Origin of the sequence: Polaribacter sp., assembly GCF_036480315.1 — a bacterium.
Taxonomy (GTDB): Bacteria; Bacteroidota; Bacteroidia; order Flavobacteriales; family Flavobacteriaceae; genus Polaribacter.
This window is the reverse complement of the sequence record NZ_JAZGGG010000046.1, coordinates 21,076-33,647: the sequence shown is the minus strand read 5'-3', so window position 1 is coordinate 33,647 and position 12,572 is coordinate 21,076. Positions and strand designations below refer to the sequence as shown.

The window sequence follows — 12,572 nt, the reverse complement described above, 5'->3', positions numbered from 1 at the left end:
TATGAATATTTTAGTATTAAATGCGGGCTCATCTTCTTTGAAATATCAGCTGATAGAAATGCCAAATCAAACCGTAAAATGTGTTGGTTTAGTGGAAAGAATAGGAATGAAAGATGCCATTTTTACACACGAAAAAGGCCTTGAAAAATATTCTGAAACTATATCAATTTTAAATCATGAGGTTGGGTTAAAAAAAATTGCAGAAACTTTATTAAATAAAAAAATAGGCGTTATAGATTCTGTTGATCAAATTGAAGCTGTTGGCCACAGAGTAGTACATGGCGGAAGTAAATTTAGTAAAACAGTTATTGTAAATAAAGAGGTTAAAGATAGTATTCGTAATTTATTTGATTTAGCACCTTTACACAACCCTGCAAATTTAACAGGTATAGAAATTGCTGAAACTATTTTTACAGAAGCAAAGCAAATAGCCGTTTTCGATACTGCTTTTCATCAAACAATGCCAAAAGAAGCATATCAATACGCTATTAATAATACTTATCTAAAGGAACATAAAATTAGAGCTTATGGCTTTCATGGCACAAGCCATAAATATGTTTCAGAAAAAGCAATAGCACATTTAGGTGAAAATGCTTCAAAAAATATAATTACCATTCATTTAGGAAATGGCTGTAGTATGTCTGCAATAAAAAATGGAAAAAGCATAGAGAATTCATTAGGTTTTGGACCAATGAACGGTTTAATTATGGGGTCTCGTTCTGGAGATATCGATCAATCAGTGATTTTCTTTTTGATGAAAAAATTAAACAAATCTGCAGATGAAGTAGCAGATTTATTGAATAAAAAATCTGGAATGCAAGGTTTAACTGGATTTTCAGATTTACGTGAAATTGAAGAAAACGCAAATAAAGGGAACCTAGAATGTCAAAATGCTTTAAAATTAGCAGGCTATAGAATTCGTAAATACATTGGTAGTTACACTGCTGTTTTAAACGGATTAGATGCTATTGTATTTACTGCAGGAATTGGGGAAAACTCAAACCTAATGAGAAAGTTAACTTCCGAAAATCTAGAGTTTCTAGGAATTAATTTAGATATAGAAAAAAATGAAATACGCTCAAAAGAAATCAGAGAAATTCAATCTTCTACTTCTAAAGTAAAAATTTTGGTTATTCCTACAAATGAAGAAATTGAGATTGCAAAACAATCTTATAACCTTTTAAAATAAATACTAAACAAAAGCTAATATATTGAATTAGCTTATATTACAAATGAAATTCATGTCATTACAAATAGAATAATCAAAAGATTGTAAAACAGCTTTCAAATTTTTACATTTGTGAGCATTAATAAAAATAAAAATCAGAAATGGGTAGAGCATTCGAATTAAGGAAAGGGCGTAAAATGAAGCGTTGGTCAGCAATGGCAAAAACTTTTACTAGAATTGGTAAAGACATTGTAATGGCTATAAAAGAAGGGGGGCCAAATCCTGATGCAAATTCACGTTTAAGGGCAGTAATGCAAAATGCAAAGGCAGCAAATATGCCTAAAGAAAATGTTGAACGCGCTATAAAAAAAGCTACAGATAAAGATACAGCAGATTATAAAGAAGTTTTGTTTGAAGGATATGCACCTCATGGAATCGCTGTTATTCTAGAAACTGCAACTGACAATAATAATAGAACTGTTGCCAATGTTAGAGCAGTTTTTAATAAAAATGATGGAAATTTAGGGACTTCTAATTCTGTTATTTTTATGTTTGACCATGTTTGTAATTTCACTGTTAAAAAAGAAGATATTACAATAGATTTAGAAGAATTAGAATTAGAATTGATAGATTTTGAAGTAGAAGAAGTTTTTGACGATGAAGATGGTGTTATTATTTATGCACCTTTTGAACAATTTGGTGCAATACAAGCTTTCTTTGAAGAAAGTAATATTGAAATTGTGTCTTCAGGCTTTGAAAGAATCCCCACAACAACAACTAAACTTTCTGAAGAACAACAAGCAGATGTTGAGAAGCTTTTAGAAAAGCTAGAAGAAGATGATGATGTACAGAATATTTACCACAGTATGTTGATGGAATAGTGAATAAACATAGTAGATAACAGCCAAACCCCTTACTTTGCTAAAGGGTTTTATTTTTCATATTTATTTATAATAGTTTATATTTATCGAATTTATGAACAAATAATGAACAAATGACTTTTAGCTTTCAAATAAACACTTACAAAAAGCAAAACGGAACTCAAGCAATTCGTTTAAGATTTTTTACTAGCCAAAATGATATTCAATATATTGACACAAAGATATCTGTTCTAAAAAATCAATGGGACCCAAAAAAGCAAATTGTAAAAAAACATAATTTAGAAGAAAACTTTAATGCTAAATTAAATTCATTACTTTCTGAAGTTAAAAAAGTCCATTATAAAAATGAAGGTGTATCTGCTAAACGATTATTACAAATATACCGGAACACAAAAAAATATGACACTTCATCCTTTTTAGATTTTTACCAATCAATTGTAGATGAAAAAAAATCAAGAGGCGAATATAGAACTGCTAAAACATATCAACATTATTTAGATAAGTTAAGAATGTTTTCTACATTCATTGCTTTTTCAGATATTTCTCCTTCATGGGGTAAAGAGTATGAATCATTTTTAAGAGCTCGTAAAAACAAAACAAATACAGTTTCATCTAATTTTAGAGCATTACATTTAGTTTTAAACAATGCTGTTAAAATGGGCATTATAGAGAAAAATCCATTAAGAGGATTTACTGTACACCCAGTGAATGTTGAAAAACAGTCTCTTACTTTAGAAGAGATACAGTCAGTTATTAAATTAGAAATACATCCTAGACATAAAGCTATGGTTAAATCAAGGGATATGTTTCTTTTTTCTTTTTATACAGCTGGTATGCGCTTTACAGATATGTGTAAATTACAATGGAGTAATATTATTGGGAATGATATTGTTTACACAATGAATAAAGCAAGAAATAGAGCTGGTGCCAGGAGAACAATTCCTTTAAATCCTAGATCTATTGAAATACTGGAAAAATATAAAGGCAAAGATGATTGTTTTGTTTTCCCACCATTATATGGATATGAGAAATCACCAACAGAAAAAGTTGAGTACAGAATATACATTCAAAATAATAATCTCAACAGAGCTTTAAAAATAATTGCACGAGAATGTGAGATAAATAAACCAATATCAATGCATATGGGAAAACATACTTTTACAGATTATGCAGTAAAAAGTGATGTTGGTTTATTAATGATATCTAAACTATTAGGTCATACAAGAATTGCAACAACTCAACATTACTTAAAAGATTTTTATCACAAAGAAGAATCAGACACTATTAATAAGCTGTTTGAATAAGAATTTGTATATTTATAATCTAAATTGGTCGAAAGATCACTTTTTCTTTTTCATAGCAATTTTTACCACTCTTCGGAGTGGTTTTTACATTTTATCAGTTATCTAATTTAAAATATATTGATTGCTATTTCAGCTCCATACGTAATTTGATTTTCAAAGAAACCAATATTAATTCCTGCACCTATTTTTTTTCCAAAATATGTAATTCCAGTACTTGGTATATACTGTTTTGTGGTAGGTAAATAGTCAGCTCTAAACTTTACAAATAAAAAAGTTGGTTTATGTTTTTTCTTTCCTTCATAGTTCAATTGCATATTACTATAACGCTGAACATCTTGAGATAGTTTGAATATTTGAGAATTTTGAAGTTTAACAGTTTCTAATCCTAAAAGGTTTTTATTTGCTAAAGATTGAATAGTACTATCTTGCTTTCTTATGATTTCTACAAGTTTAGCATTCTCTTCAGTTAAACGTTTTTCATTCTTAATGATTTTAGCTACATCAATTGTCTTTTCTTTGTTTAGAGTTACTGTTTGTTTTTCCTGATTGATATTTACTTTTTGAGAGAATATCTGCTGCGGTAATAAAATCAATATCATAGTTAGGGTTGACATTATTACGTTTTGCCATATTGTACCAGTAATTGCTTTTTGCTTTGGCTTTTTCATTGTCTTGAATTAATACGTTAATTTTATCATTTCTCTTTAAAATAATGCTATCCTTTAATCTTATAGCACTTTGCTTTTCTGTCTCTAAATCCTCTTTTATCTTATTTATTAGAGAATTATATTGTTCCTTGTCATAATAGTGTTTTCCTACACCAATGATTGACGCAATTAATATGATAATGATGTAGTATTTTTGTCTCATATCATATAAGCTATAAGAAATAATGCTGCGCTTGGTATAATTGTAAAAAGGAAATCTAAAAATTCAACATTTCCATTACCTCTACTATCCCAAAATTCTTTTGACGCTGCAAGAATCACAGTTGGAATAACTATCCAGTAAATCCAACTGAAAACAACATACATTAACACTCCAAATAGAGCATACCAAAAACCCCAGAAGAAATGACCTAATTTGTCATTTTTTGGAGTTAACTTACTTTGTAATTCAAGTATCTTTTTCATTTTATATTGGTTTTATATCAACAGTTTTTCCTGCTAATTCATGAGTACAATCAGTTAAAAATTTTATTTTACCATCAGTAACAAATGAGTGGCAAATACCATATTTATCAATTCCTTTTACTTCTCCTAAATGACCTTTAACTAATATTGAAGGTGTAAAAGTTGGTTTTACCAAATCATTATTGAATCCCCAAACAGGAACTCCAGTACCTTTTATATATGGAGCATGACCACCTCCACAACCAGGACAAATAAAAAGAGCTTGTTCATTCCCTTCTTCATCTTTTACTATTGAAATTACTTCTTTCATGATTAAGGTTTTATTAATTCAAAATGTGGAAAATCATCAAATGACTGGTCATAATCTATAATGCCATCAGAATCCCAATTTGCACCCCAACGTATTAAATGACTTATTTCTCTCTGTTCGTAAAGTTCTTTGGCACATGCATCTATTAATCCTGCTATATAGCTTAAAGTAGTCTTGTCATAAGCTAACTTTCTTCTTGTTGCTAAATCAGGATGGTATCCAAAAATATCAGCAGCTAAACTAGGTTTGTAATTATGCTTTCCTTTTTTTGTGTAACCATCAATTTTAGACTTACCTTCAAGGTATAATTGATATTGCCTTGTTTTAGGTCTATGACCTTCAGATATTCCCCAGTCAACTTTACTTCGAGATATTGCTAGATTCATTATTCTCTGCAAGTCAATATGACAAGTAGAAAGTTTTTTTGCACTGTTTTTTCCAAATTTATATCCCATTATCTTTCTAGTTTATCAATTTCAACTTCTACTACTTCAGCATCATTAACATTTATTTTATTGACTTCTTCTTCCCCTTTAAATTCTTTTAAATTAAGGTTGGTTTGAAATTTCTTTATTTTTTCAATCCATCCAATAGGTGGAAATTTACCATCTGTTAGAACGCTTATATTAACAAAAGCAGAACCTGCAGGATATAGAAACACAGTTAAATTAGTTACTAACTTGAAGTATTTAGCTAACCATTCAGCATCCTTTAACATGAAATTGAACATTTCAAAAAGCAAATAGCCTGCAACTGTTAAACCCATTTTCACCAACAAACCTTTTAGGTTTTCTTTCCAAGTAAAATCTCTTAATTTAAAAGCATGAAGTATAGAGCCAATGATATGATCTATTATAATTGCAAAGGCAATAATTGTCATAAATTCAATATTATCTATTGCCCATGATTTCAATTTATCAAGTAATAATGCAATTGGTGAAGCAGATACTGCCAAGGTTACACTTGATTTTAATTTTGCTATTGCAGTCCCTTTATGGATTATAAGTAAATGCTTTGCAATAAATGAAGATATAATTATGAGGGTTGATTTCATTTTAACTTACTTTTTATAAAATTAATAGGGATTAAAAGTGTAGTACTTAATAAAAGAAGCGCAATCAATCTCGTGTAATGAGTTCCTTTTCCATTACTTAACAATCCAAAGAAATATTTTAAATCAGCCTTCCATTGTTTTTTCCAATTTCTATTGGCACCCATTAAATAATCGTAATCATGTTTCATTGAATCCACACTCAATCTTACATTAGGATTACGGTACCTCAACAAATACAAGTCTCTTAATACAGTTGACCCATCATATTTATTTTGATTCTCTGGAATGCAGAAATATTCAAAGGCATCTAAATATTCATCAATATCTTTCTTACTTCTTCCAAGTTTTTGAAGTACAGATACCATATCTCCTTTTGCTTTGAAAAGAAAATCTTCTGATTGAACGAAAAAATCATTTTTACTACCTAACATCTTAATCAGTTTAGATGCTAATTTCAGACTAAAGAGAATAATTAAAAACTCTTTAGCTTTGGCATATCCGTAGTTTCATTCAATATTTTAAAAATGAAAATAATTTCCTTGTTTTAAGATATTTGAGATTATATTCATTTTGATATGCTTCTCTTTCAAATGAGATATTGTAGTAAGCTGTTTTGCTGTTTTTATATTTTACCCAATTAATTAAAAACTCAATACCGTACCAAATAAAAAAAGGTATAATTAAAAGTTCTAATTGTTGTTTTAAGTGTATTCTTTCATGGTTAATTAATCGTTTATTGGTTTTGTTCTTTTTATTCCTCAAAATTATTAACGGAAATATAGCCATTCCTGCGTATCCTTTTCTAACTAAAAATTTACTTATGATAATCATAACCTAAAAAGTTAATCTACTAAAACTCCATGAATTAATACCAATATTATAAAACAAACCTACTTGACCTTGAGATAATGAAATTGTAGATACATTAGTAGTTGTAGAAATAACACCATTATTAGCATCTACAGTAACTGTACTAACCTGTGCTTTTATAAATAATAGTCTATATGTATTATGACCTTTGTCATTATAAGGTAGATAAACTGTAGATGCTGATGCACCAGACATTGTTACAAAAACTTCATTTTCAGGGATATAATAACTTAAATTCTGCCTAACAGCACCATGCAAGAACAATCCTTTTGCCATTAAATCATAAAAATACCCTCCAAAAGCTTTTGTTGGGTCGATATCTGTATTTAAAGCCCTTCCGTAAACTCCTACTAACGGATTTTGAGAACCAAATCCAAGAGAATTCATTTTACCTTTTACATTTGCAGATACACCTGCTTTTAAATCTATTGCTTCAGTGTCTTCAACGTTTATACCTGCAAATTTTACACTTAAACCCTCGCTATCTACAATAGTTTCTCCGGGTTCTTGATTTAAAGTACCTTCGTGGGTAGATTTTAATTGACCTTCAATACTATCTATTTGAATAATTTGTTCTATAATTGAGGTGGTTGAGTCGGTATTATATATTTCTTTTGGGCTTCTTAAAGTGATTTTCCCATTCGCACCATCAAATTGAGCTCTTGGACTTCCATTGTGCTCATTTTGAGAAGTTATTTTTCCATCTTTTATTTTCCAATCTCCAATATTTGCATTTTCAGCTAACAAAGTGTTTGTAGCAACACTATCAAATTGAGCTCCAAAATCTTCCCAATTACTGTTTGACCAAACTAAAGCAACATCATTTGTTCCATTATATAAATAATAATTACCACTATATTTTACAGCATCTCTTCTTTTTTCATTATTAAAATATTGTTTTGTTTCATCAAATATTCCACGATAAACAATACCAGGACCAGAAACTCCATTTCTACCAGTTAATCTTACTGGATTAGACCATCCTTCAATTATTTCATCATAAATATCAACAATTGCTTTCGACATCCATAAAGGGCCATCTCCTTGAGTTGGTTCTTCACTCCAATCTGCAGGATTTAATCCTTCTGGAATGTAAATATTATCTATAAAACCAACAACAGTAAAACCATCATTCACAAAATTATCAACATATCTTCTGTAAATTGTTCGAATAGTGTTTCCTGACTGTGCTGATGCAACCCAATAATCTCTATGAATAGGTGAATTTCCTTGAGTTTGAGTTGTGTTAATATAGATAAATGTACTTCCATTATGAGTTACTTCATCTCCGTAAAAATAGATTTCATTTACTTTCCAATCTCCCTTATAAACAGTAATCGGATTTGTACTTCCTGAAGGACTTTGTACTAACCCTCCTCTAATTGTTAATTTGTTTGGATTTGACACATTCCAATCCATTCCACTCAGACCATCACCTAAATTCATTTGATTTGAATCTAAATCAAAGAAATTATAACCATCTATTGATTGAACACGTCCTGTTGTTATGAATTTTCCATTAATGGTGGTTTGTCCATATGTTAAACTTATACCTCTAACATTGTCAATAACTGAATGAATTACTCCAATTAGAAAATAATAATAAATTCCTGAATCTGTTTGAATTTGATTTGTAGATATTTCATAAACACCTGTATTTGTTGCCTTGCTACATTTAGCATATATGTAATAAAAAGTGTTTGAATTACTTAAATCAAATATGTTTCCAGTTAGATTCCATTCTTTAACTCCATTAGGATCTATAATAAAATGAACTAATTGTCCTTCTCCACATTTTATCCTGTTTGTATTGCCTTGAAAATTAGCTTCTATCAATAAGTTTCGAGTGATAAATTGCTGACCTTTCATTCCCACAGATAGCATCCCTGTTTCTATACTTAAAGGCTTTATTTTATCAGTTTCAAAGTAACCGTCAGGGTCGAAAATAGAATCTCTTAATTCATCTATGTTTTTTAAATTTCTACGAATTCTATTATATTGAATTGTTCTATCTTGTCTTTCAATTCTAATATTATTATCAAGTGCTGTTAAATTATTTCTTACTTGAGATATGTAGCCAACATTAACTTTATTTCCAACCTTTATAGAATAAACATATTTATTCGATAAACTTTGAACTACATCAATTATACGAGTATTAAAAACAACATTTAAATCTGTATCTTTTACTTCAATTACATCTCCTACTTTTAATTGAATTAAGTTTTTTCTTAGATAAACATAGTCTGGTACAATGTTATAAATTACATTTGGCAAACTATTTTCATCTAAATAATCTTGTGATTTTTCTTCTAATTCAGTTTCTGCATTTGTTACATAAATTTCAGGCATAATAATATCATGCAGCACATACTTATCTCCTGGTCGGATTTTTAAAGTATCATTTGGAAACTCTAAACCATTTACATCAGAATAAGCAATAATTGTAAATGTTTTTGAAGAATGTACATAATCTGATATTTCTAATTCATAACCAGCTAAATAGCCTGAATTGAAAGTAACTTTAGCAACCGTGCCTTCAATAAGTTGGCTGTTCACATCAAAATCTAATGATGTATCAGTAAATTTCAATAAATTATCAGAAATTACTGTAGAAACAGTCCCTTCTCTATGTGGGTATATTTCATCAAAGTTTACAACACCTTCTATTTTTCCAAATAAATCAACATTTTTTTCTAATACATCAATTTTTAATTTCTTACTTCCATAATCTTTTGAAATATTTCGTTCTCCCCCAAATGCATAAAGGTTTGTAATGATATTTTTATCATTTACTTTTTGTCGTTCTATATTTCTTAAACCTTTTTTAAATTCAAAAGATAACCCTATATCATTACCTATTTTATCTATAAAAGATATAGTTCTACCATCATCAGAAAATAAAAATTCAAAACTAAATTCTTGACTTATTTTTTGTAGTACATTAAGGCAAGTTTGGTCTTGAAAAGATAAATTTCTAACATCTGTATTTGGAATAGAACCTAATTGATAAAATCCAGTCCCTGAAAGCCTATTCAAATTAACAACGATCAAGTTTGCAAATTTTTCAAGATCTCCCATTAAATAAAAATCCGTTTGCCCATCAAGCATATAAAGAGCATCTAAAAGCCTGTATTGGTCACTTTCTATATCGAAATTATATTGAAATACATTTGTTTTATCCTTTTTTACAGATGGTTGCTTGAATATTGTATACTTCTTGTTTCTCCATTCAACATAATCTCCAATTTGGAAATCAAAAAAACTATCCAATGTAAAATTACATTGGATAATATCTTGACCTTGTAACGATTGCTTTAACTGTGTTTTGTTATCAACAGTTACATCTCTTATTTCTACTTGATTTCTGTAGAATTTCATTTTTATTTAATTCTTATAAATCCAGTTAACAAAACAACACTAATATATTCAGCAACACTAACAACTGATAATTCTCCATTAACTACTCCTATTTTATCTCCTATATTCAAACCAGTTAAATTTGTGTCAGAAAGTTGATGAAATCCACCTATTTTAACAATCCCAGTATTATCCTGTGTGAAATCATTAAATGCTATTCCATAGAATAGAGAAGCATCATCAGAGGTTTGCATTTTTTCAACACCTTTACCATTAATTGACAACTTTAGAGCATCTCCTTTTAAAATATTTGAGTTACCTTCATTTTTTCTACTAATAGTTTGTCCTGTTAAATTGTAAGTATATTGATTATTTGTTGTGTGTTCTATTTCAATTGGAACAATATCATTTCCATAACCAGTAATTTCAAAATCAATTCCAACACCATTAGATTGTTCTTCCATTATGTAAATTCTTCCATTAAATTTACATCCCACTAACTCAATTATATCTTTTTGACCACTTCCCATAGAACCAAACCTAATTGCTAAATCTCCTTCTTTGTTGTCAAAAACACAATTGATGTATTTGTGTTTACTTGGTTTGTCAAAATTCACATTGTTATGTGTAGAATATGATGAGCCATTTTGTTCTGTGTAGAAATAACAATTTTCAAAAGTGAAATTGCCACCACTTCTACAACCTTCTCCATAGGCTTGACCAAAACCAGCACCTTGATAATGATAGAAAATACAATCTTTAACGTATCTAACTAAATCGATAAAATTAACATCATCGTGAACTGCATACCTTAAATTTAAAGCTGTTACTTTTAAATTGATAAAATCTCCACTACCTTTTGTATTCAAAGTTGAAACAATACTTGTTATTGCTGGAGGATAAATATTAGTATCTAATTCTCCTTTAAGGTGTACAAATTCTTTTCTCCCAATTCCTACTAAAGAAACATTGTTAGGTATATCCAATCCTTTAAATCCACTTGTTTCAATTTCGGCTTGTGTGAAATAAGACATTATATCATATTCTCCTTCTTTAATTTGAATTTCATATTTTGTAGATAAATTTGTACAACTATTTATAGCATCTCTTAAACTTGTAAATTGCTTACTTCCATTTATATCAACAGTTACAATTGTTTTTAAAACATTGCTTAATGAGTTTAATAAATCTTGATTCAAGTATTCACTTGTAATAGATTTTTTTTCTAAATCAGATACTTTTAATGAAATAGAGTACTCTTTAAACAAACTTCTTTCAGTTCCTTCTTCTAATTGATATTCTAAATTTAGATAGTTATTATTTATAGAAAACCTAACATACTTAATATCATTTCCTGTATTAAATGTGATGCTTTTTTCTGCTCCAATATGTCCGCTTAAATAGTTTTTATCGTTATCATAAGAAGCAAATTGCTCTAAATTAGTTACCAAAGAACCATTAGACCAATTATAATCTGTATTTGGTTTTAATTCAATAAAATCAGAATAAGAATATCCTGCATTTGAAGTAACAACTCCATTTGTGTATTTGATGTATGCTCCTGAAATAATAGAATTAATATCAAATACATTTACACCAACCCTTTTTAAAACAATGTTAGAACTTGGATTAATAAGTTCATCACTTATAGACTCGTTTTTAATATGTTCTGGACTGATTGATTTTTTTTCTAAATCAGATGCTTTAATCTCTAATCTCCCTTCAATGTATTCAGATCTTTCAGCTCCTTCTTCTAACTGGTATTCAGAGTTTAAATAACTATTATTGATACTTAATAATACGTACTTCGTTGTTGAAGATGTAGTAAAAGTAATTGATTCAGAACCTCCAATATTACCATCTACAAATGTACCATCTGATTCAGTCCAAGAAAATTGCTCTAAATTATTAGAACCAACATCATTTGACCAAGTATAAGTAGTATTAGGTTTAACCTCAATTTTAATGTAGGAATACCCCGCATTAGATGTAATAACTCCGTTTGTATATTTGATGTATGCTCCTGTGATTAATTCATCACTTACATAAATGTTTTTGTTGTTTAATAAATTAGCTTTTTTAATAATAGTATCATATACTTTACCCCCACTTACAGCATCAATATTATCTTTTTCAATATTACCAACAACTAAACTATCTTCAAAAGTATAAACACTTCCACTCCAACTATAATAACCGTTTTTTCTTGTAGAAGAAGGGTTTGTTACGTTAGTTACCTTGTAACTTACCTCAACATCTCCTGTGATTGGTAAAAAAGTTTTACCATTAGAATTGTCGTCTAAATCCTCAAAAGTTTTTACACCAGTAATTTGATTGTTTTCTAAATTTTTAACTTTACCACCTAACTCGTTTATAGAATTGTAACCCTGTTCATTCGATTGAGTTCTATCACTTAATTCTTTAAAAATATCAGAAGCCTCCTGTATTGTGTAGGTTTGACCGTTATGATTTCTAATTGTTTTTTGTTGCAT

Annotated in this window: 12 protein-coding genes; 3 read left to right on the top strand and 9 right to left on the bottom strand. The window is 28.9% G+C overall.

The annotated features are described in order from the left end of the window. The first annotated feature begins 1 nt into the window (after position 1). The 3 genes from V3V28_RS09450 to V3V28_RS09440 all read left to right on the top strand — a co-directional run bounded on the left by V3V28_RS09450 (position 2) and on the right by V3V28_RS09440 (position 3,353). A complete protein-coding gene (locus tag V3V28_RS09450) occupies positions 2-1,189 on the top strand; it encodes an acetate/propionate family kinase (protein WP_331364772.1) in 1,188 nt (395 codons plus the stop codon). Positions 1,190-1,329: 140 nt separating this feature from the next. Then, positions 1,330-2,049 (top strand): YebC/PmpR family DNA-binding transcriptional regulator, encoded by a 720-nt coding sequence (locus V3V28_RS09445; protein ID WP_331364771.1) that lies wholly within the window; start codon positions 1,330-1,332, stop codon positions 2,047-2,049. A gap of 113 nt (positions 2,050-2,162) precedes the next feature. After that, positions 2,163-3,353 (top strand): tyrosine-type recombinase/integrase, encoded by a 1,191-nt coding sequence (locus V3V28_RS09440; RefSeq protein ID WP_331364770.1) that lies wholly within the window; start codon positions 2,163-2,165, stop codon positions 3,351-3,353. Positions 3,354-3,460: 107 nt separating this feature from the next. Here the strand turns inward: V3V28_RS09440 and V3V28_RS09435 are convergent, their stop codons facing one another. From V3V28_RS09435 to V3V28_RS09395, 9 genes are all read right to left on the bottom strand, one after another. Continuing rightward, complete coding sequence (locus V3V28_RS09435; protein WP_331364769.1) at positions 3,461-4,021, bottom strand: hypothetical protein; 561 nt, start codon at positions 4,019-4,021, stop codon at positions 3,461-3,463. Between the two features lie 198 nt (positions 4,022-4,219). Continuing rightward, positions 4,220-4,486: a hypothetical protein gene (locus tag V3V28_RS09430; RefSeq protein WP_331364768.1), complete on the bottom strand. Its 267-nt coding sequence runs from the start codon at positions 4,484-4,486 to the stop codon at positions 4,220-4,222. A 1-nt stretch (position 4,487) separates the two neighbouring features. Beyond that, the gene (locus V3V28_RS09425; protein WP_331364767.1) at positions 4,488-4,796 is read right to left on the bottom strand and encodes a DUF6527 family protein; all 309 of its coding nucleotides are present in this window, start codon (positions 4,794-4,796) and stop codon (positions 4,488-4,490) included. A 2-nt stretch (positions 4,797-4,798) separates the two neighbouring features. Then, positions 4,799-5,251 carry a hypothetical protein gene (locus V3V28_RS09420; RefSeq protein WP_331364766.1) on the bottom strand — a complete coding sequence of 151 codons (453 nt, stop codon included), beginning with the start codon at positions 5,249-5,251 and terminating at the stop codon, positions 4,799-4,801. Next, positions 5,251-5,850, bottom strand: a complete 600-nt coding sequence (locus tag V3V28_RS09415) for a hypothetical protein (protein ID WP_331364765.1) — start codon at positions 5,848-5,850, stop codon at positions 5,251-5,253. The genes V3V28_RS09420 and V3V28_RS09415 overlap by 1 nt, the downstream gene beginning before the upstream one ends. Further along, positions 5,847-6,281, bottom strand: a complete 435-nt coding sequence (locus V3V28_RS09410) for a hypothetical protein (protein WP_331364764.1) — start codon at positions 6,279-6,281, stop codon at positions 5,847-5,849. The genes V3V28_RS09415 and V3V28_RS09410 overlap by 4 nt, the downstream gene beginning before the upstream one ends. 79 nt (positions 6,282-6,360) lie before the next feature. Then, a complete protein-coding gene (locus V3V28_RS09405; RefSeq protein ID WP_331364763.1) occupies positions 6,361-6,681 on the bottom strand; it encodes a hypothetical protein in 321 nt (106 codons plus the stop codon). 3 nt (positions 6,682-6,684) lie between these two features. Continuing rightward, complete coding sequence (locus tag V3V28_RS09400) at positions 6,685-10,101, bottom strand: phage tail protein (protein WP_331364762.1); 3,417 nt, start codon at positions 10,099-10,101, stop codon at positions 6,685-6,687. A 2-nt stretch (positions 10,102-10,103) separates the two neighbouring features. Continuing rightward, positions 10,104-12,572 (bottom strand): hypothetical protein, encoded by a 2,469-nt coding sequence (locus tag V3V28_RS09395; RefSeq protein WP_331364761.1) that lies wholly within the window; start codon positions 12,570-12,572, stop codon positions 10,104-10,106.